Origin of the sequence: Sphingomonas parva (ex Maeng et al. 2020) (assembly GCF_004564275.1) — a bacterium.
GTDB classification, from domain to species: domain Bacteria; phylum Pseudomonadota; class Alphaproteobacteria; order Sphingomonadales; family Sphingomonadaceae; genus Allosphingosinicella; species Allosphingosinicella parva.
The window spans coordinates 12,207-32,694 of the sequence record NZ_SPDV01000012.1; the positions used below are offsets into that span (position 1 = coordinate 12,207).

The 20,488-nt window shown below is 70.4% G+C and carries 20 protein-coding genes; 11 read left to right on the top strand and 9 right to left on the bottom strand.

The features are described 5' to 3' along the window. Nucleotides 1-19: 19 nt before the first annotated feature. The 5 genes from glgC (at nt 20) to E2493_RS07765 (ending at nt 7,350) form a co-directional block, all read left to right on the top strand. Entirely contained in the window at nt 20-1,288 is a 1,269-nt protein-coding gene (gene glgC, locus E2493_RS07745; RefSeq protein ID WP_135085420.1) for a glucose-1-phosphate adenylyltransferase, read from the top strand. Further along, nucleotides 1,285-2,760, top strand: a complete 1,476-nt coding sequence (glgA, locus tag E2493_RS07750; protein WP_135085422.1) for a glycogen synthase GlgA — start codon at nt 1,285-1,287, stop codon at nt 2,758-2,760. Before glgC ends, glgA begins: the two co-directional genes overlap by 4 nt. Beyond that, nucleotides 2,757-4,802: a glycogen debranching protein GlgX gene (gene glgX, locus E2493_RS07755; RefSeq protein ID WP_135085424.1), complete on the top strand. Its 2,046-nt coding sequence runs from the start codon at nt 2,757-2,759 to the stop codon at nt 4,800-4,802. Before glgA ends, glgX begins: the two co-directional genes overlap by 4 nt. Before the next feature lie 96 nt (nt 4,803-4,898). After that, nucleotides 4,899-6,200 carry an MFS transporter gene (locus E2493_RS07760; protein ID WP_135085426.1) on the top strand — a complete coding sequence of 434 codons (1,302 nt, stop codon included), beginning with the start codon at nt 4,899-4,901 and terminating at the stop codon, nt 6,198-6,200. 46 nt (nt 6,201-6,246) lie between these two features. After that, complete coding sequence (locus tag E2493_RS07765) at nt 6,247-7,350, top strand: phosphatase domain-containing protein (protein ID WP_135085428.1); 1,104 nt, start codon at nt 6,247-6,249, stop codon at nt 7,348-7,350. Nucleotides 7,351-7,364: 14 nt separating this feature from the next. Here E2493_RS07765 and E2493_RS07770 read toward each other — a convergent pair whose 3' ends face one another. From E2493_RS07770 to E2493_RS07795, 6 genes are all read right to left on the bottom strand, one after another. Then, on the bottom strand, nt 7,365-8,057 hold the full coding sequence (locus E2493_RS07770) for a GIN domain-containing protein (RefSeq protein WP_167737441.1): 693 nt from the start codon (nt 8,055-8,057) through the stop codon (nt 7,365-7,367). A 323-nt stretch (nt 8,058-8,380) separates the two neighbouring features. After that, nucleotides 8,381-9,115, bottom strand: coding sequence for a head GIN domain-containing protein (locus tag E2493_RS07775; protein ID WP_135085432.1), 735 nt, complete (start codon nt 9,113-9,115; stop codon nt 8,381-8,383). A gap of 116 nt (nt 9,116-9,231) precedes the next feature. Continuing rightward, on the bottom strand, nt 9,232-9,768 hold the full coding sequence (locus E2493_RS07780) for a CarD family transcriptional regulator (protein WP_135085434.1): 537 nt from the start codon (nt 9,766-9,768) through the stop codon (nt 9,232-9,234). A gap of 246 nt (nt 9,769-10,014) precedes the next feature. After that, a complete protein-coding gene (gene fdxA / locus E2493_RS07785; RefSeq protein WP_135085436.1) occupies nt 10,015-10,353 on the bottom strand; it encodes a ferredoxin FdxA in 339 nt (112 codons plus the stop codon). A gap of 25 nt (nt 10,354-10,378) precedes the next feature. Next, entirely contained in the window at nt 10,379-10,672 is a 294-nt protein-coding gene (locus tag E2493_RS07790; RefSeq protein WP_167737442.1) for an RNA-binding S4 domain-containing protein, read from the bottom strand. Beyond that, entirely contained in the window at nt 10,665-13,178 is a 2,514-nt protein-coding gene (locus tag E2493_RS07795; protein WP_135085440.1) for a helicase-related protein, read from the bottom strand. Before E2493_RS07795 ends, E2493_RS07790 begins: the two co-directional genes overlap by 8 nt. Before the next feature lie 232 nt (nt 13,179-13,410). Between E2493_RS07795 and E2493_RS07800 the strand changes: the two genes are divergently transcribed. The 5 genes from E2493_RS07800 (at nt 13,411) to E2493_RS07820 (ending at nt 17,095) form a co-directional block, all read left to right on the top strand. Further along, on the top strand, nt 13,411-14,931 hold the full coding sequence (locus E2493_RS07800) for a M23 family metallopeptidase (RefSeq protein WP_135085442.1): 1,521 nt from the start codon (nt 13,411-13,413) through the stop codon (nt 14,929-14,931). A 77-nt stretch (nt 14,932-15,008) separates the two neighbouring features. Next, nucleotides 15,009-15,305 carry a hypothetical protein gene (locus tag E2493_RS07805; protein ID WP_135085444.1) on the top strand — a complete coding sequence of 99 codons (297 nt, stop codon included), beginning with the start codon at nt 15,009-15,011 and terminating at the stop codon, nt 15,303-15,305. Between the two features lie 2 nt (nt 15,306-15,307). Further along, complete coding sequence (locus E2493_RS07810; protein ID WP_135085446.1) at nt 15,308-15,529, top strand: hypothetical protein; 222 nt, start codon at nt 15,308-15,310, stop codon at nt 15,527-15,529. A gap of 2 nt (nt 15,530-15,531) precedes the next feature. Then, complete coding sequence (locus tag E2493_RS21155) at nt 15,532-16,005, top strand: hypothetical protein (RefSeq protein ID WP_167737443.1); 474 nt, start codon at nt 15,532-15,534, stop codon at nt 16,003-16,005. 265 nt (nt 16,006-16,270) lie between these two features. Then, nucleotides 16,271-17,095, top strand: coding sequence for a hypothetical protein (locus E2493_RS07820; RefSeq protein ID WP_135085449.1), 825 nt, complete (start codon nt 16,271-16,273; stop codon nt 17,093-17,095). Nucleotides 17,096-17,293: 198 nt separating this feature from the next. Here the strand turns inward: E2493_RS07820 and E2493_RS07825 are convergent, their stop codons facing one another. Both E2493_RS07825 and E2493_RS07830 read right to left on the bottom strand, forming a co-directional pair. After that, nucleotides 17,294-18,142 carry an MBL fold metallo-hydrolase gene (locus tag E2493_RS07825; protein ID WP_135085451.1) on the bottom strand — a complete coding sequence of 283 codons (849 nt, stop codon included), beginning with the start codon at nt 18,140-18,142 and terminating at the stop codon, nt 17,294-17,296. A gap of 137 nt (nt 18,143-18,279) precedes the next feature. Further along, complete coding sequence (locus E2493_RS07830; protein ID WP_135085454.1) at nt 18,280-18,585, bottom strand: glycine zipper 2TM domain-containing protein; 306 nt, start codon at nt 18,583-18,585, stop codon at nt 18,280-18,282. Nucleotides 18,586-18,753: 168 nt separating this feature from the next. On the opposite strand from E2493_RS07830, the gene E2493_RS07835 reads away from it, so the two are divergent. Further along, entirely contained in the window at nt 18,754-18,969 is a 216-nt protein-coding gene (locus tag E2493_RS07835) for a hypothetical protein (protein WP_135085456.1), read from the top strand. Nucleotides 18,970-19,116: 147 nt separating this feature from the next. Here E2493_RS07835 and hslU read toward each other — a convergent pair whose 3' ends face one another. Further along, on the bottom strand, nt 19,117-20,469 hold the full coding sequence (gene hslU, locus E2493_RS07840) for an ATP-dependent protease ATPase subunit HslU (protein ID WP_135085458.1): 1,353 nt from the start codon (nt 20,467-20,469) through the stop codon (nt 19,117-19,119). Nucleotides 20,470-20,488 lie beyond the last annotated feature (19 nt).

Sequence of the window (20,488 nt, forward strand, 5' to 3'; positions counted from 1 at the left end):
GCATGAAGGAGAGCAACGAATGCCGTCGAATGCGCGCAACCACGGACCTTACGCCCGCCACGCCATGGCCTATGTGCTCGCGGGGGGACGCGGCAGCCGGCTGATGGAGCTGACCGACCGCCGCGCCAAGCCGGCGGTCTATTTCGGCGGCAAGACGCGGATCATCGACTTCGCTCTGTCCAACGCGCTCAATTCCGGCATCCGGCGGATCGCGGTCGCCACCCAGTACAAGGCGCACAGCCTGATCAGCCATCTGCAGCGCGGCTGGTCGTTCTTCCGCTCCGAGCGCAACGAGAGCTTCGACATCCTGCCGGCGAGCCAGCGCGTCTCGGAGGAGCTGTGGTACCTCGGCACCGCCGACGCCGTGTACCAGAACATCGACATCATCGCGTCCTACATGCCGCAATACATCGTCATCCTGGCGGGCGACCACGTCTACAAGATGGATTACGAGATCATGCTCTGCGAGCATGTCGAGACCGGCGCAGACGTCACCGTCGGCTGCATCGAGGTGCCGCGGATGGAAGCGTCGGCGTTCGGCGTCATGCACATCGACGAGAACGACCGGATCATCGAGTTTCACGAGAAGCCGAAGGATCCGCCGCCGATGCCGGGCAAGCCCGGCGTCGCGCTCGCCAGCATGGGCATCTACGTATTCGAGACGAAGAAGCTGTTCGAGCTGCTGCGCGAGGACGCGGCCGATCCGAACTCGAGCCGCGACTTCGGCAAGGACATCATCCCGAAGCTGGTGAAGGGCGGCAAGGCCTATGCCCATCTGTTCGGCCGATCGGCGCTGAGATCGACCGAGGAGGCGCCGAGCTACTGGCGCGACGTCGGCACGCTCGACGCCTATTTCCAGGCGAACATCGATCTGACCACGGTCACGCCCGATCTCGACATCTACGACCACAGCTGGCCGATCTGGACGCACAGCGAGATGGTCGCGCCGGCCAAGTTCGTCCACGACGAGGACGGCCGCCGCGGCGAGGCGATCACCTCCCTGGTCTCCGGCGACTGCATCGTCTCGGGCGGCAAGGTGGCGAACAGCCTGCTGTTCACCGGGGTGCGGGTGAACAGCTTCACCGAGCTCGACTGCGCGGTGGTGCTGCCGCGGGTCAACATCGGGCGGCACGCCCGGCTGAGCAACGTGATCATCGACCGCGGGGTGGAGATCCCGGCCGGTCTCGTCGTCGGCGAGGATCCGGAGCTCGACGCGAAGAGGTTCCGCCGCACCGACCAGGGCGTCTGCCTGATCACCCAGCCGATGATCGACGCGATCGGCCGATGAAGCGGACGGTTCTCTCCGTCGCTTCCGAAATCTTTCCGCTGATCAAGACCGGCGGCCTCGCCGACGTCGCCGGGGCGCTGCCCGGCGCGCTGAAGGCGGAAGGAATCACGGTGATCAGCCTGGTGCCCGGCTATCCGGCGGTGCTCGCCGCGCTCGGCCGCAAGCAGGTGGTCCACGCCTTCCCCGACCTGTTCGGCGGCGCCGCGCGGCTGCTCGCCGGCCGCGCCAAGGGCCTCGACCTGTTCGTGCTCGATGCGCCGCACCTCTACGACCGCCCTGGAAACCCGTACCTCGGGCCGGACGGCCGCGACTGGCCGGACAATGGCTTCCGTTTCGCGGCGCTGGCGCAGGTGGCGGCGGCGCTCGGCCGCGGCCTGGTCCCCGCCTTCGCGCCCGCGGTGATCCACTGCCACGACTGGCAGGCCGGGCTGACCCCGGCCTATCTCGCCTACGGGAAAGGCGCGGCGGTGCCGACCGTGATGACGGTGCACAATCTCGCTTTCCAGGGCGTCTTCCCGCCCGAATTGCTCGGGCCGCTCGGCCTGCCGGACGCTGCCTTCACCGTCGACGGCGTCGAATATCACGGCCAGATCAGCTTCCTGAAGGCCGGGCTCAGGCTCGCCGACCGGATCACCACCGTCTCCCCCACTTATGCCGACGAGATCTGCTCGGACGAGTTCGGCATGGGGCTGCAGGGCCTGCTCCGCGGCCGTGCCGACCGCCTGACCGGAATCCTCAACGGCATCGACACCGACGTCTGGGACCCGGCGACCGACGATCTGATCGCGGCGCCCTACGGGCCGGACGCGCTCGCCCGGCGCGCGGCGAACAAGACGGCGCTGCAGGCGCGGCTCGGCCTCGAGGAGGCGCCGGGAGCCTTGCTGTTCGGCGTCATTTCGCGGCTCGGCTGGCAGAAGGGGCTCGACCTGCTGCTCGACGGGCTGCCGGTGCTGCTGCACGAGGGTGCCCAGCTCGCCCTGCTCGGCGCCGGCGATGCCGCTCTCGAAGACGGCTTCCGCGCCGCCGCCGCCGCCAACCCGGGGCGGGTCGGCTGCGTGATCGGCTATGACGAGGGGCTCGCCCATCTCATCCAGGCCGGGTGCGACGCTCTGCTCGTGCCCTCCCGCTTCGAGCCGTGCGGCCTCACCCAGCTCTGTGCCCTGCGCTACGGCGCGGTGCCGGTGGTGGCGCGGGTCGGCGGCCTCGCCGACACGGTGATCGACGCCAGCCCGGTGGCGCGGGCGGCGGGGGTCGCGACCGGGGTGCAGTTCGCGCCGGTCAATGCGACGATGTTCGAAGGCGCCATCCGTCACGCCGCGGCCTTGTGGCGCCGCCCCGACGAATGGGCGCAGCTGCAGCGCAACGGCATGGCGACCGACGTCTCCTGGCACGGCCCGGCCAAGGACTATGCCGCGCTCTATGCGTCGCTCGCCCCGGCGCCCGCTCCCGCGAGGAAGCGCGTGCGCAAATGAGGCTGGGGGAGGGGAGGCCGGAGCCGCTCGGCGTCACGCCGGAGGGCGCGGGCGTCAACGTCGCGATCTTCTCGGCCCATGCCGGAGGGATCGAATTCTGCCTGTTCGACGCCGACGGCACGCGCGAGATCGCGCGGATCCGCCTGCCCGAGCGCAGCGGCGACGTCTGGCACGGCCATATCGAGGGCGTCCCTGTCGGGGCGCGCTACGGGCTGAGGGCGCACGGCCCGTTCGCGCCGGCCGAGGGGCACCGATTCAACCCGAACAAGCTGCTGGTCGATCCGCACGCGCGGCTGATCGACCGGCAGTTCGCCTTGCACCCGACGATGTTCGGCTATCCGGAGGGCGGCGACGATCTCGGCTTCGACACGCGCGACAGCGCCCCGTTCATGCCGAAGGCGATCGTCACGGAGGCCCCTGAAAGGGCGAATGGCAAAGACTCAGGTGGAGAGCGGCCGGCCCTGGGCCGCGCGTTCGTGCCCTGGGCCGAGACCGTCCTGTACGAGCTCCACGTCCGCGGCTTCACCATGCGCCACGGCGAGGTGCCCGAGGCGGTGCGGGGCACCTTCTCGGGGCTCGCGCACCCGGCGGCGATCGACCATCTCGTCCGGCTCGGCGTGACCAGCGTCGAGATCCTGCCGGCGGCGGCGTGGATCGACGAGCGCCATCTCGGCCCGCTCGGCCTCTCCAATTACTGGGGCTACAATCCGGTGGCCTTCGCCGCCCCCGACCCGCGGCTGGCGCCGGGCGGCTGGGCCGAGATCCGCGCGACGGTCGAGGCGCTCGCCGTCGCGGGTATCGAGACGATCGTCGACGTCGTCCTGAACCATAGCGGCGAAGGCGATGCGCTCGGCCCGACGCTGTCGCTGCGCGGGCTCGACAATGCGAGCTACTATCGGCTGCGCCGCGAGGACGCCCGCTTCTACGTCGACGACAGCGGCTGCGGGAACACGCTCGCGCTCGACCGCGCGCCGGTGGTGCGGCTGGCAATGGACTCCTTGCGATGCTGGGCGCGGCTGGGCGGGGTCCACGGCTTCCGCTTCGATCTCGCCACCTGCCTCGGCCGGCGCGACGACGGCTTCGATCCCCAGGCGCCGCTGCTCGCCGCGATCGAGCAGGACCCGGAGCTGTCGCAGCTGAAGCTGATCGCCGAGGCGTGGGACATCGGCCCGGGCGGCTATCAGGTCGGGCGCTTCGGCGGCGCCTGGGGCGAATGGAACGACCGTTTCCGCGACGACGTCCGCCGCTTCTGGCGCGGCGACGGCGGCCTGCTCGGACCGCTCGCGACGCGCCTCGCCGGCTCGGCCGACCTGTTCGCGGGCAAGCGGCGGCCGTCGCGCAGCGTCAACTTCGTCGCCGCGCACGACGGCTTCACCCTCGCCGATCTCGTCGCTCATGAGGCCAAGCACAATGAGGCGAACGGCGAGGGCAATCGCGACGGCTCGAACGAGAATTTCAGCTGGAACAACGGCGTCGAAGGGGCGAGCCACGACCGGGCGGTGAGCGAGGCGCGGCGGCGCGACCAGAGGGCGCTGCTCGCCACCCTGCTGCTGGCGCGCGGCACCCCGATGCTGGCGATGGGCGCCGAGCTCGGCCACGGCCAGGCCGGCAACAACAATGGCTATGCCCAGGACAACGAGACGAGCTGGCTCGACTGGGACAGAGCGGACGAGGGGCTGCGCGCCTTCACCCAGCGCCTGATCGCGCTCCGCCACGCCCATCCTCTGCTGCGCGAGGACCGCTTCCTGGCCGGCGAGGGCGACGTCCAGTGGCTCGCGCCGGAGGGAAGGGCGATGGGCGATTCCGAATGGCCGCAGGGCGAGAGCCTCGCCATGCTGCTGTCGGCAGAAGAGGAGCGGCTGGCGGTCCTGATCCACCGGGGGGGCGAGCCGTGCAATTTCGTGCTGCCGGCGTCGCGCGGCGACCGGCAATGGCGGGTGCTGGCCGACAGCTCCCTCGACGGCGCCGAGCATCCGGCAGGAACGATGTTCACGCTGGCGCCGCGCAGCGTGGTGCTGATCGTGGAACTGGCGGAGGCGTGAGCTCTCTCTGCCCTTCAGGGGAGAGGGGTACGCCTTGCCAATTGAAGCCCTCCGTCCTCCCCGTTATCGCAGGCGCACCAGGCGAGGAGGGGGCGGATGGAAACGGCGGCAGCGAGCGAGGGGCCGCAGCGGGCGCATCGGATCCGCAACATCATCGGCGGCTCGGCCGGCAACCTCGTCGAATGGTACGACTGGTACGTCTATTCGGCCTTCACCCTCTATTTCGCGCCGGTCTTCTTCCCGAAGGGGGACCAGACCGCGCAATTGCTGAGCGCCGCGGCGATCTTCGCGGTCGGCTTCGTGATGCGGCCGATCGGGGCCTGGCTGATGGGCATCTATGCCGACCGGCGGGGCCGCAAGGCGGGGCTCACCCTGTCGGTGACGCTGATGTGCCTCGGCTCGCTGCTGATCGCGGTGACGCCGACCTATGCGACGATCGGCGCGCTGGCGCCGGCGATCCTGGTGCTCGCGCGGCTGATGCAGGGGCTCAGCGTCGGCGGCGAATATGGCGCCAGCGCCACCTATCTGAGCGAGATGGCCGAGCGCCGCCACCGCGGTTTCTATTCCAGCTTCCAGTACGTCACCCTGATCTCGGGCCAGCTGATCGCGCTCGCCGTGCTCCTCGTGCTGCAGGCGAGCCTCAGCGAGGCGGCGCTGGAGAGCTGGGGCTGGCGCGTGCCGTTCGCGATCGGCGCCCTGCTCGCCATCGTCGTCTTCTGGCTGCGCCGGCGGCTCGCGGAGACGCAGAGCTTCGAGAATGCGCGGAAGCGGGAGGCGCCACGCTCGAGCAGCCTCGCCCTCTTCCGCGACCATCCCAAAGAGGCGCTGCTGGTGATGGGCCTCACCGCCGGGGGCACGCTCGCCTTCTACGCCTACACGACCTACATGCAGAAGTTCCTGGTCAACACCTCCGGCTTCGGGCGCGAGACGGCGACCGAGATCACCGCCGCGGCCCTGTTCGTCTACATGCTGCTGCAGCCGGCGGTCGGCGCATTGTCCGACCGGATCGGGCGCAAGCCGATCATGATCGGCTTCGGCCTGCTCGGCACGCTTCTGACCGTGCCGATCTTCACCACGCTGGAGGAGGTCTCGAGCCCTTTCGCCGCCTTCGCCCTGGTCCTCGGCGCGCTGATCATCGTCAGCGGCTATACGGCGATCAACGCGGTGGTGAAGGCCGAACTCTTCCCCGCCCACATCCGCGCTCTGGGCGTGGCGCTCCCCTACGCGCTCGCCAACACCTTGTTCGGCGGCACCGCCGAATATGCCGCCTTGTGGTTCAAGGACCGGGGAATCGAGAACGCCTTCTACTGGTACGTCACCGGCCTGATCGCGGTGTCGCTGATCGTCTACGCGACGATGCGCGACACGCGCGACCACAGCCACATCGCCGAGGACTGAGCGCGGCGGCACGGAACCGGACGGCGGCCGGGGCGGTTCGCAAGCCATGGCCGGATCCGCCCTGCACCGTCTCTTCCATTCGATCGTCGCCGGCCTCGAGCGGGACGTCGACTGGATCCACGACGTGCTCGACCGCGGCGAGGGGTTCGACCGCAAGGTGCGGCTGCTCGCTTATGCCGGCTACCGCAACGCCGACGTGGCGCGGGTGCGGGGCCGCATCGTGCGCTACGGCGCGCCGCTCGATGCCGGCGAGGGTCTGGTGGCGCGGCTGCGGGCGATGCTCGACATCTACAACAGCCACGAGCTTCCCGGGATCGAGGTCCGCCTGGAGGGTTACGGCCGGACGCTCACCGCGGTCAGCGACGAGGAGGGCTATTTCGGGTTCGAACTGCCGGTCGACGCGCCGCTGCCGCACGGTACGCGGTGGGAGCAGGTGACGCTCTCGACTCCCGGCCGGGAGGCGCAGGCGGCGCGGATCGACGTGCCGGTGATCGCGCCGGGTGCAGACGGCAATTGGGGAATCATCTCCGACATCGACGATACGGTGATCGAGACCGGCGCGACCGATTTCGTGAAGAACTGGCGCCGGGTGCTGATTGAGCGGCCGGACGAGCGGCTGGCGGTGCCCGGCGCCTCCAAGCTCTACGGCATGATCGCGCGCGACCATGTCGCGCCGGCACGACCCTTCTTCTACGTCTCCTCTTCGCCCTGGAACCTCTACGGCTTCATCGCCGAGTTCATGGAGCTGAACGGCATCCCGCACGGGCCGATGTTCCTCAAGGACTATGGCATCGACAGCAACCGACTGATCGACGCCGGGCACGACGCGCACAAGCTCGCGGCGATCGAGACGGTGCTGGCCTTCTATCCCGGCTTCCGCTTCCTGCTGATCGGCGACAACGGTCAGCGCGACGTCGCGATTTACGCGCGGGCGGTCGAGAGGTTCGGCGCCCGCGTCGGCGGTGTGTTCATCCGTGACGTCGACGGCACCTGCCGGTCGGGCGAGGAGGGCGCGCTGCTGCAAAGCATCGAGGCGGCCGGCGTTCCGACCTTCTGCGGCGCCGGCTTCGACGAGGCGGTGGAGGTGGTGAAGGCGCTGGACCTCGACCGGCCGCTGGAGGCGGCGAAAGCGGCGGCGGCCTCAGGTTGAAAGCCTGGTCAGGCTCAGCGGCCGCAGGTAACGCCCGCGGCGGCCGGGCCGGTGACGGTGCAGGAGGCGGCGCCGGCGATCGACACCTCGCCCGGGCCCGAGGCAGTGACCCTGGCGGTGCGCCGCGCCGCGAAGGCGATGCGGCCGGCGGTGTCGGCGATCACCACCGCATCGTCGGCGGCGAGGCTCTCGCCCTCGAGATTGCCGCTGCCCTGGATGGTCACGCGCGCCTGCCTGGCCTTGCCGCCGGCGCTGATCGTGCCCGAGCCGAGCAGGCCGATGCCGAGATTGTCCGCGTCCACCGCGGCGACGGCGAGCCGCCCGCTACCCGAGACGCTGAGATCGACTTTCAGCCCCTTCGCCCGATCGACCGCGAGGCTGCCCGGGCCGATCACGCTCGCCATCGTCAGGCTGCGAGCGCCGATCTCGATCCGGACCGTTCCGCTGCGCGCGCCGGGATAGCCGCCCCAGGCGGCACGATTGGCACGGATCCTGAGGGTGCGGCCCTGGACGTCGAGGCTGAGCCGGTCGATCGCCGCCTGATCGCCCACGGCGCGCGCCCGCGAGAAGCCGCCGGTGGTGACGGTAACCTGATAGGGCCCCTCGACCTGGATGCGGTCGAAATCAGTGACCGAGTAATTGCGCTCCGCCGCGACGGCGGGCGCGGCGGCGAGGAGGAGGGAGGCGAGGAGGACGGGGCGTGTCATGCGCGGGAGCATGGCGCAGGAATGGTTAACGGGGAGGAAAAGGGGGGCCAAGTCACGTCGTCCCGGCGAAGGCCGGGACCTCAGTGGTTAGCCTGAGCGGGTTTGGAGTACTCCATCAGCGTCTGCGCGAACTCCCCCGGAGACCCCGGCCTTCGCCGGGGTGACGGTTTGGGTAGGGGAAAGGCGCTCCATTCGCGCCTGCGAGAACCCTCCACGAGGTCTTGATCAGGTCGCGGCTCCCCCGGAGCGGCTGCGGCCTGCTGGGGGCAGGCTGCACCTGATCAATTTCGCCGCGATGACGGCCGGGCGCCCCGGCGCCGTCGCTAGCCGACGCACCTCACGTCGCCGGAGCCCATCTTGGAGACGTTGCACTTGGCGGTGCCGCTGAGCTCGACGTCGCCCGAGCCGGCGATCGAGACGTCGGCGCTCTGCATCACCCGGGCTCGGACGTCGCCGGAGCCGACGACCGAGACCTTGGCGCGCTGCACCTCGAACGCGTCGAGCGACACGTCGCCCGAGCCGGCGATCGAGACCTCGCCGGTCTCCGCCTTGCCGATCGCCTGGATGTTGCCCGAGCCCGCGACCGAGAATCGCGCGTCGCGCACCTCGACCCTCTGGATCTGCATGTCGCCCGAGCCGCCGATCGCCGCGGCGAAGCGCTCGCCGCTCACCCGGTCGATCTTCATGTCGCCCGATCCGCCGATCGAGGCACCGGCGAGGCTGGGGGCGGTGACGAAGATGGTGACCGGCTTGTGCTGCGACTTCCAGCCGAGCGAGAAGCCCTCCTTGGTGCCGATCGACAGTTCGCCATTTTCGACATGGATGTCGAGACGGTCAATCACCGCCAGATCGCCCTCCGCGCGAACCGACGGCGCGCCGCCGACGGTGACGATCACATTGTGCGAGCCGCCGAGCGCGACGCGATCGAAGGCGCCGACCTGGAAGGTGCGGCTGCCGCTGCCCTTGTTCTCGCCCGAATCGTGATTCTGCGCATCCGCAGAGAAATTGCAGGCCGCCACCAGCAGCGTCGACCCGAGCAGCGCGACGAGGTTGCGCATCGATCTCTCTCCCCTAACTGTATTGCACTTATAATACACGTGCAAGGCACCGGCCGCAAACGAAAAAGGCGGCCCGTCACCGGGCCGCCCGTTCGTTGGAGAGCCTGTCGAGAGGCTTATTTCTCGACCGCCTTGTCCTTGTTGTAGATGGCCGCGGCCTTGTTGAGGATCTCGAGGATCTTCTCGAGCGCCTTCGGCTCGTCCATCTGCTCCATCGCCGCCAGCTCGCGGGCGAGTCGGCTCGACGCCGCCTCGAAGATCTGGCGCTCGGAATAGCTCTGCTCCGGCTGGTCGTCGGCGCGGAACAGGTCGCGGGTCACCTCGGCGATCGACACGAGGTCGCCCGAGTTGATCTTCGCCTCATATTCCTGGGCGCGGCGCGACCACATGGTGCGCTTGACCTTCGGCTTGCCCTTGAGGGTGGCCAGCGCCTCCTGCATCGTCTTGTCCGACGAGAGCTTGCGCATGCCGACGCTCTCGGCCTTGTTGGTCGGGACGCGGAGCGTCATCCGCTCCTTCTCGAAGCGCAGCACATAGAGCTCGAGCTGCATGCCGGCGATGTCCGTGCTCTGCAGTTCGATGACACGGCCGACGCCGTGCTTGGGGTACACCACATAATCGCCAACGTCGAAGCTCAACGCCTTCGCTGCCATCTATTCGACCTTCCCATGGAAACGCCTGCAGACACCCGAATCGTCCCCCCACAGACGAGTCTCAAAGCCTCTGCGGCTTGCCTGATGAATCGCTTCACGCGGGATGCGCTGCGCACCCGCCTTCGATGCACGCGTCTATACCTCAAAGAGTGCGAAAAAGCTACTCTTTTAGGCGGTCCGTGGCAGATTCCCGTCCAATGGCGGGATCAATCATGTCTTTGCAACTGAAATGCCGCTATGCGCGGCTCAATCGCCCTCGCCCGGGCTGGCCGAGAAATACTTCTCGAACTTCCCTTCCTCGCCCTTGTGCTCGTCGGCATCGGCCGGAGATTCGCGCTTGCGGGTGAGATTCGGCCATTCCGCCGAATAAGTGGAATTGATCTCGAGCCACTTCTCCAGCCCCGCCTCGGTGTCCGGCAGGATCGCCTCGGCCGGGCATTCCGGCTCGCAGACGCCGCAATCGATGCACTCGTTGGGGTTGATGACGAGCATGTTCTCGCCTTCGTAGAAGCAGTCCACCGGGCACACTTCCACGCAGTCCATATATTTGCAGCGGATGCACGCTTCGGTGACGACGTAGGTCATTTGCTTCTCCCTGTACGAGCCGGCTCTAGTCGCCGCCGCCTTCGCTCGTCAACGGGCCATCCGGCAGCTCGGTGTAGAGCGTCCGCGCTTCGACCGGCGGCCCGCGCCGGGCGGGCAGGGCCTCGATGCGGAGCACGCGCACCTTACCGCGAATCGCGAAGGACAGCACGTCGCCGACTCGCACCGGTGCGTGGGCACGATCGACCACCCGGCCGGAGATCCGCAGCCGCCCGTCCTCGGCGAGGGTCTGGGCGAGGCTCCGGGTCTTCACGATCCGGGCGAACCACAGGAACTTGTCGAGCCGGAGCGTGTCAGCCACGCCTGAGCCCTGCGAGCGCGGCAAAGGCGTGGGAGGGGTCGGCGGTGCGTTCCGGGCGACGTCGGCCGGCCCCGCGCCACACCCAGCCTGCGTCGCTGCCGGTCGGGCGGAAGCCGAGATCGCGCATCAGCTTGGCCACCGCCTGCGGCTGCAGCCCGAGCGAGGTGGCGAGCGGCTCGTCGACGAAGCCCTCGGCCTTGCCCGCCCGCGCCTCGAAGGCGCGCTTGGCGAGGCGCTCGACCAGGTCGACGCGGAGCATCTGCGGGCCGAGCGGCCGGTAGCCGAGCCGGGCGAGCGGCCGCCGCTCGGCCTCGGGCGGGGCGGGGAGGACGACGGCCGATTCGGGCGGCAGCTCGGGCATCGCCCCGCCGGAGGCGGCGGTGCGCAGCGCGGTGCGCCAGCGCCGCGGCTCCGGCTTGAGCAGATCCGGCATGAACAGATCGAGCGCGCCGATGCGGATGCGCAAATTGGTGATCAGCTTCCTCTGCTCGCGCTCGAGCGAGGCGAGCGGCTTCGCCACCGCCTCGCGGGCGACGATCCCGCCTTCGTCGACCAGCATGGCGAGGATCGCCCGCACCGCCGGGGGCGAGCCGGGGTCCTGGGCGGCGGCGCCGGCGGCACGCAGCGGGGCGAGCCAGCGTTCGACCTGGTGGCGCACCCACAGGCTCAGCCGCTCGCTGACGATGTCGCGGCCGCGCTCGGACAGCCGGTCGAGACGGCGGTCGATCAGGATTCTCGGCGAGAGCAGGTTCTTGCCCTGGCCGAGCCGGGCGACCTCGTGCCCGCGCCACAGCAGGGCGACCGGCTGGCCCGGCTCGGTGCGCAGCGTGAAATGATCGTCGCTGTCGGCGGCGAGCGCCGCCGCCCTTTTCTCATATTCGCCGCCGAGCCGCCGCTCGGCGGTGGCGAGCAGCATCTTGCGGTCGGCGTGCCTGGCGGTCGGATCGACCTCGAAGGCGAAGCCCTCGAGGCGGCCGATCGGAAAGGAGCCGACGGTGACCTCTCCCTGCTCGTCGACGATCACCGGGAACTCGCCGGCGCCCTTGCGGCCGATGTCGCGAAGCAGGACCGAGGTGCGCCGGTCGACGAAGCGCTGGGTCAGCCGCTCGTGCAGCGCGTCGGAGAGCTTCTCTTCGACCTCGCGGGTGCGCTCGGCCATCGTCGCCGGGTCGGAGAGCCAGTCGACACGGTGCGCGATATAGGCCCAGGTCCGGACCCCGGCGATGCGGTCGGCGAGCGTGTCGATGTCGCCCTGGACGTTGTCCAGCGCCGACACCTGGGCCGAATACCAGCCCTGCGGGATGCGGCCGTCGCCCTCGCTGAGGTGGAGATAGATGCGCCCGACGAGGCGGGCGTGATGCTCCGGTCCGGTCTTGCGGAAATCGGGCAGCCCGCACGCGGCCCAGAGGCGGCGGACGCGCTCGTGGCCGCTGGCGCGCGCGGCGATGTCGGGATCCTCGGCGAGACGCTTCAGCACGGCAAGATCGATCGCTTCCGGCGCGGCGCGCAGACCGGGCGACGTCGGCCGCCGCTCGAGCGAGCGGATCAGCGCCTCGACGCTGCGGAAATCGGGATCGCCCTCGCGCCAGTAGAGATGGTCGAGCGGCGCGAAGCGATGCTCCTCGATCGCCTCGATCTCCTCGGGACGGAATTCGGCGGCGAGCTCCCCCTCGAAGGTCAGCGACCCGAAAGTGCCGTCGCGCTGGTGGCGGCCGGCGCGGCCGGCGATCTGCGCCATCTCGGCCGGCGTCAGCCGGCGGCGGCGGCGCCCGTCGAACTTGGAGAGGCCGGCGAAGGCGACATGGCTGACATCCATGTTGAGGCCCATGCCGATCGCGTCGGTGGCGACGAGATAATCGACCTCGCCGGCCTGGTACATGGCGACCTGGGCGTTGCGGGTGCGCGGCGAGAGCGCGCCCATCACCACCGCCGCGCCGCCGCGCATCCGGCGCAGCATCTCGGCGACGGCGTAGACCTGCTCGGCCGAGAAGGCGACGATCGCCGAGCGCGGCGGCAGGCGCGAGAGCTTGGTCGGGCCGACATAGGAGAGGGTGGAGAAGCGCGGACGGCCGATGATCTCGGCCTTGGGCAGCAGCGCCCGCACCATCGGTGCCAGCGCCTCGGAGCCGAGGATCATCGTCTCCTCCCGGCCGCGGGCGTGGAGCATCCGATCGGTGAAGACGTGGCCGCGCTCCGGATCGGCGCCGAGCTGGGCCTCGTCGAGCGCGACGAAGGCGAAATCGCGCTCCATCGGCATCGATTCCGCGGTGCAGAGGAACCAGCGCGCATCGCGCGGCAGGATCTTCTCCTCGCCGGTGATCAAGGCGACCTGCCCGGCGCCCTTCATCTTCACCATCCGGTCGTAGACCTCGCGGGCGAGCAGGCGGAGGGGGAAGCCGATCATTCCGGAGGAGTGGGCCGCCATCCGCTCGACCGCGAGATGGGTCTTGCCCGTGTTGGTCGGCCCGAGGATGGCCGTCAGCGGGGCCCGCGCGTACTGGCTCATGAGAATTAGATCGGGCCTCCGGGCGGCGAGCGCAATGACCTCCCGCTAGAGCAGGGAACGATTCATCCATTCATCGGCTCCCGCCGGCGCTTCGCCGCAGCGCCCGGCGGCGACGGAGCGAATTTAAACTTGGCTTAACCCTGTTCTGGGACATTCCCCGGGCTCGACACGGAGCGCGGCGCCTGCGGGCCCCTTCGTGATCGGGCGGAAAACGGCCGGGGGTAAGACCGCCTTGTACCAGTTCACGAATTTCACCGCCGGCGGGGCCGGATCGGGCGCCGCCGTGCTGAGCGCCGATCCGCTGAGCCTGCGCACCGGCGCGCCGTTCGGCAGCCGCCGTGCCGCGCCGCAGGCGCGCCGCCGCGTCGAGCTGGTCGTCGACCTCGGCGCCTCGATCGGCTCGCTCACCTGGTTTCGCGGTCTCGCCACCTGCCTCGGCCTGTGCGCCGCCGCGATCTCGCTCGCGCCCGGCTTCGAGCCGATCCCCAGCGCGTCGGCCGCGCCGCTGTCCGACCAGCATTGGGAGCAGGCGCGCGCCCTCGCCATCTCGCCGCTCGCCTACGGCGCCGACACCGGCCGACGGATGGCGCCGACCGACGCGGTGCAGCCGCTGATGGACACGCCGGAGCGTCCGACGCTGGAGCTGATCGCCACGCTCGGCCAGGGCGACGGCTTCGCCCGCGCGCTGACCCGCGCCGGCGTCTCGGGCGCCGAGGCGAGCGCGGTCGCCGACCTGGTCGGCGGCGTGGTGCCGCTCGACAGCCTGAAGCCGGGCAGCGCGATGCAGATCGTGCTCGGCCGCCGGCCCAACCGCAGCGTCGCGCGGCCGCTCGAATCGCTCTCCTTCCGCGCCCGCTTCGATCTGGCCCTGTCGCTGACGCGCAGCGGCGCCGGCTTCGCGGTGTCCCGCACGGCGATCGCGGTCGACGAGACGCCCTTGCGCATCCAGGGCGTGGTCGGCGACAGCCTCTATCGCGCCGCCCGTGCCGCCGGCGCGCCGGCCAAAGCGGTGGAAGCCTATATCCGCGCGCTCGCCGCCCAGACCGAGATCTCCTCGCTCGGCGCGTCCGACCGCTTCGACATCATCCTCGAGCATCGCCGTGCCGAGACCGGCGAGACCCAGACCGGCCAGCTGCTGTTCGCCGGCCTGCAGCGCGCCAGCGGCAAGGAGCTCCAGCTGCTGCAATGGGAGCAGGGCGGCCGGAGCCAATGGTTCGAAGCGTCGGGCGTCGGCCGCACCACCGGCACCCTGCAGCGCCCCGTGCCGGGCTCGGTCTCGTCCAATTACGGCATGCGCCGCCACCCGATCCTCGGCTATTCGCGGATGCACCGCGGCATGGACTTCCGCGCCGGCTACGGCACGCCGATCCTCGCCGCCACCGACGGCCGGGTGGTCTCGGCCGGCTGGGCCGGCGGCCACGGCCGCCGGGTGATGCTCGCCCATGCCGACGGAATCTCGACCAGCTATTCGCACATGAGCCAGATCAGCGTCCGCCCGGGCAGCGCGGTGCGCCAGGGGCAGGTGATCGGCTATGTCGGCTCGACCGGCCTCTCGACCGGCCCGCACCTTCACTACGAGCTCTACAGGAACGGCGTATCGGTGAACCCGGCGAGCGTGCGCTTCGTCAGCCGCTCTCAGCTGAGCGGCGCCGATCTCGCCGGATTCCGCGCCAAGCTGCGCCGGCTGCTGTCGGTTCCGGTGGGCGGCGCGATCCGCATGGCCGAGGCGCCGAAGCCCGCCAAGCCGCTCTGATCCGAGCCGCCGGGCTGCCTCGCGCCGGGAACGGCGCTGCGGGGCGGGACGTTCAAAGGGGCAAAGGAGCCCCGAACATGGCGGACACAGACACAGCGAAAGACCGGCCGCGGCCGGATTTCCCCGAGACCGGCGGCGGCAGCCCCGCCGAGAGCCCGCGCGGCCCCAATGCCGACGAGCGCGGCCGTCCGGCGACCTTCGATCCCAAGAGCGGCGAGGTGCACGGCAGCGGCTCGGGCGCCGGCGGCGGCGGCAATCCCCGCGAGGATTATGACGGCGATCCGGTCGCCGGCGCCGGCATCGAGCCGCTCGGCGCGCCGCGGCGGATCGACCACGCCGAACAACGGCCGATCGACTCCGACGAGGGGGTCTGATCATGAGCGCAGGCAGGGAAGGCAGCGGCCATCCGACGCCGGGCAGCGACGAGGCCCGCCACCACGAGATCCCCGAGAGCGTCGAGGCGGAGAAGGGCCGCGGCGACGATCCGCGCGGCGTCGTCCAGCCCGGGCGCGACGCGACCGCGCCCGACGGGGAGCGCTACCGCTATGACGATCTCGGCCGCGCCGAGAATGTCGACGACGAACAGACAGGAGAGTGACGATGGCGAACGACAAAGACACCGGCATGAGCGGGCGCGACCTCCAGCAGTCGCAATCGGGCGGCGGCTCGGGCGAGTTCGGCGGCAACATGAACCAGGCCCAGGCCGAACCGGTCGGCGGCGGCACCACCGCCAGCGACCGGAGCAACGCCGGCGGCTCCAGCGGCACCGGCGGCTACGGCCAGTCGCAGAACGTGACGATGCAGCGCGAGGGCCAGCCGGCGCAGGGCAGCCAGTCCGGCCTCGCCGGCGGCGACCTCAGCGAGGGCGGCCGGTCCGAGGACAGCAGCGAGATCGGCCGCGCCCCGTCCGGCCAGTCGCGCGGCGAGCGCTTCGACGAGGAGCAGGGCGGCGGACGCGGCGTGATGTTCGACGGATCGAGCAGCGTCAGCGAGTTCGCCGACGACCAGGCCGAGCACCAGGACCGCGGCCAGAGCGAGGCGGAAGAGTTCGAGCGGGAAGAGACGCAGAGGTAAGCTATCTCCCTCTCCTCTTCAGGGGAGAGGGTTGGGGAGAGGGGACGAGAGTGCAAGGCAATGGCCGACGAGGCCGCGCGCCTGGCCGACTCCCCCTCTCCTTGTTCGCGTCGCTCGCCATGATGCGCGGACGTCGCGCGCCCGGCACGACTGCAGGCTGCGGGGCAGCCTGCACCCAGCGCATCCCTGTAAGGGAGAGGGGAAGAGGGAACTGTTCAGCCCTCCGCTCGTCTGTTACGCATCAGTTACGAGAGGGAGACTGGGTATGGCGAACTCTAACTCCGACGATGCGAATCAGAACGGCTCCAAGAAAAAGGGCAAGGACGAGGGCTGGACCTCCGCTGCCGCCTTTCCCGACGCGCTGAAGGAGGCGGGGCAGCGCGCCGCCGAGCTCGCGCAGAATCCGGTGGCGCGCTCGATGATGGCGGCCGGCCTGGTCGCCGCCGCGGCGGCGCTCACCGCCAATGCGCGCGTCCGCAAGACGGTGCGCGACGCGAGCAGCGATGCGCTCGACACCGCCAGCGCCGCGGCCGACAGCGCGTCGAAGATCGGCGCGGCGATCGTCTCGGCGGCGACCGACGCGGTGCGCCGCATGCTCAGCGTCGGCGAGGGCGAGAGCGGCGGCTCCACGGCATCAAGCTCCGGCGGCAGCAGCAGCGCCCGCTCGAGCGGCAGCGGCACGGCGAAGAAGAGCGGCGGCCGCAAGGCGGCGGGCGCGAGCAGCCGCGCCAAGACCTCGACCAGCCGCGCCCGCAGCAAGGCGAGCAGCGCCGGCGCGAGCAGCGGTACGGCGAAGACGAGCAGCCGTTCGTCGGGCAGCGGCGGCGCGAAGAAGGGCGGCGGCAGCAGCACCGGCACGAAAGCCAAGGCGGCGGCGAGCGGCGCGGCGGGCGCCGCGGCGAAGACCAGCGGCGGGCGCGGGCGCTCCGGCGCGAGCGGCTCGTCGGGCAGCTCGGGCGCCAAGGCGGCATCCGGTTCGCGCGGCGGCAGCCGGCGCAAGAGCGGCGGCACGGCCGGCGCCTCGGCCTCGACCGGCAGCAGCGGCGGCGACACGGCCGGCGGCGGCGGCGGGAGCAGCGGCCAGGGCTGAGCCGCGGCGCCTCCGTTCTCGAGCAGCAGCCCGAACGCACGAGCGCGTTCGGGCTGAGCTCGTCGAAGCCCCCGTTCTGCTGCCCCGTCCGGGTCAGGAAGAGGGTTCGACAGGCTCAGCCCGACCGGAGCTTTTGAATTCCTGGTCGATGGGTCCGGCGGGATGTGCCGAAGCCCGCTCTGGCGCGCCCGCCTGCCTTCAGAGCGGACGGCCGGCCGCGCAGGCCTCGAATTCCGCGACGTCATGGGCGCAGATCACCCGCACCTCGGCGCCATGCTCGACGGAGAGGCGCCGCACCCTTTCCTGGTTGGCGAGCCGCGCGGCGCGGTCCACCTCCATCATCGTCTGATAGGCGCGCAGGCCCGGAGTGCAGCGGCGCTTCAGCCGGCGCACCTCGTGGCGATAGAAATAGGCGTCGCCGGCGTGGAGCAGCCATTGGCCGCCGGACTGGACGGCGATCCCCGCGTGGCCCCAGGTGTGGCCGGGGAGCGGCACGAACAGGATCTCCGGCGGCAGCCCTTCGAGCGCGCGCACTGCCGGGAAGCCGAACCAGGCCTCGCCCTGGCCGCTGTAGCGCTTCCAGCGGCGCACCTCGTCGAATTGCGCGGGGCGATAGCGGTTGCGGAGCACGAAGCCCGGCCGGGGACCGGTCGCCGCGCTGTATTCGGCGTCCATCACGTGCACGGTCGCGTCGGGGAAGTCCTCGAGCCCGCCGGCGTGATCGAAATCGAGATGGGTGAGGAGGATGTGGCGCACGTCCTGGGCCGAGAAGCCGAGCCGCTCGATCTGCCGGATCGCGGTCTCCTCCTCGCGAAGCTTGATGTTGAGGAGACCGCGCATCGTTTTGGTGATGCGCGGATGGGGCGGCCGGTGGGGGTGATCGACGTCCCTCAGGCCGTAGCCGGTGTCGACGAGGACGAGCCCCTCGCCGGTCTCGATCAGCAGGCAGTGGCAGACGAGGTGGCCGGTCACGCCCTTGCTGCGCCCGTCGAACAAGGCGCCGCCGAGCGGGCAATCGGTACCGCAATTGAGGTGATGAATGCGCACCGGCGCCTCCTGTGGTGAGAGGCGGCTAACGCGGCGCACCAAGGACGGGTCCCTCGCAGCGTGAAAAGAGCGGCGGGCACGAAAAGAGCGGGGCGCCTTTCGACGCCCCGCTCCCTACGCTTCACGAAATAAGCTGCTCAGCGGCAGCGGCGGCCGCGGCTGCGGTCGATCTCGCGGCCGACCAGCGCGCCGGCCACGGCGCCGACCACGGTGCCGGTGGTGCGCTCGCCGCGGGTGTCGATCGCGCGGCCGGCGAGGGCGCCGGCACCGGCGCCGACGATCAGGCCGGTGGTTCCGTTCTTCCGCTTGCAGCGCAGGCGGCCCTGGGAATCGCGCCAGACCTTTCCGTTGTAATAACCGTCGTCCCGGGCGAAGGCCGGGCTGGCAGGCATCACCGGCATCGCCATGGTGGCCGCCAGCAGGGCAAGGGTGACTTTACGCATAACGCTTCCTCACTGTTGGATCTTGTCGCCTCAACGCCGGCGTTATGGGTGCAGTTTCATTAACCTAAAACAACGACCGGTTCAGGCTGCGGCGCGCTTTGGGCGGCTGGTCGCGGGTCGCAGAACATGTCGCCGCGGCGGGCGTTTCCGGGCCGAAGGAGAGCGACGATGAGCAACAAGCATTTGCGACCCGACGAGACCCCCGTGGACCTCCAGGACGATCTCAAGCGGAACCCCGGCATCGGCCAGTCGGCCGGCCTGTTCGCACGGCAGAGTGCGGACGACGCGAACCTGATCGAAGGCGACAATACGGTCGAAGGCGATACCGAGAATGACGGCGGCGTCGCGGGCGGGGTGAACCCGAAGGAAGGCCGGGATCACTGATCCTCCCCGGGACGGGGAGGGGGACCGATCGCGCAGCGAGCGGTGGAGGGGGTTGTGAGCCCTGCACTGACCAGGGTCGTGCGAGTCTCCGAACCTGCTCCACCACCGCCTTCGGCGGCGGTCCCCCTCCCCGGGAAGCCGGGAGGATTAGAGCACGTACTTGCTCAGATCGGTGTTGCGGGCGATCTCGGCGAGCTGCTTCTCGACATAGGAGGCATCGACGGTGACGGTCTCGCCGGCGCGCTCGGCGGCCTCGTAGCTGACGTCCTCGAGCAACTTCTCGAGCACCGTCTGCAGGCGCCGGGCGCCGATGTTCTCGACCTGCGCATTCACCTCGGCGGCGATGCGCGCGATCGCGCGGAGGCCGTCGTCGGTGAAGGCGATCTCGACTCCCTCGGTGGCGATCAGCGCGCGATATTGCTCGCTGAGGCTCGCCTCGGTCTCCGACAGGATGCGGACGAAATCGTCCTCGGTCAGCGCCTTCAGCTCGACACGGATCGGCAGCCGGCCCTGGAGCTCGGGCAGCAGATCCGACGGCTTGGCGACGTGGAAGGCGCCGCTGGCGATGAAGAGGATGTGATCGGTCTTCATCGGACCATATTTGGTCGAGACTGTGGTGCCCTCGATCAGCGGCAGCAGATCGCGCTGCACGCCTTCGCGGCTGACCGAGCCGCCGCGCACGTCGGAGACGGCGATCTTGTCGATCTCGTCGAGAAAGACGATGCCGTTCGCCTCCGCGTCGACGAGGGCGGTGCGGGTCACGTCGTCCTGGTCGAGGCGCTTGTCGGCCTCCTCCTCGACCAGCCGGGCCCAGGCCTCGCGCACCTTCAGCCGGCGGCGCTTGCGCGGCTGCTGGCCGAGCGCCTTGGACATCATGTCGGAGAGGTTGATCATGCCGACCTGGCCGCCCATGCCGGGCACCTCGAACGGCATGTTCGGCGCCTCGACCAGCTCGAGCTCGACCTCGCTGTCGTCGAGATGGCCCTCGCGGAAGCGCTGGCGGAAGCTTTCGCGGGTCGCCTCGCTGGCGCCCTTGCCGGTCAGAGCGTCGAGCAGCCGGTCCATCGCCGCCTGCTCGGCGGCGTCCTTGACCGCGATCCGCCGCCGCTCCTTCTCGAGCCGCACCGCCTCCTCGACCAGGTCGCGCGCGATCTGCTCGACGTCGCGGCCGACATAGCCGACCTCGGTGAACTTGGTCGCCTCGACCTTGACGAACGGCGCGTCGGCGAGCTTCGCCAGCCGGCGCGAAATCTCGGTCTTGCCGCAGCCGGTCGGCCCGATCATCAGGATGTTCTTCGGCGTCACTTCCTCGCGCAGGCCCTCGGGAAGCTGCTGGCGCCGCCAGCGGTTGCGGAGCGCCACGGCGACCGCGCGCTTGGCCTCGGTCTGGCCGACGATGTGCGCGTCGAGCGCGGCCACCACCGCCTTGGGGGTGAGCGCAGCCTTGAGGTCGGGAGCGGGCGCGGCGGCGGCGCCGCCGATCGAATTCTGGTAGGTCATCATCCGCTAGATGGCTCCC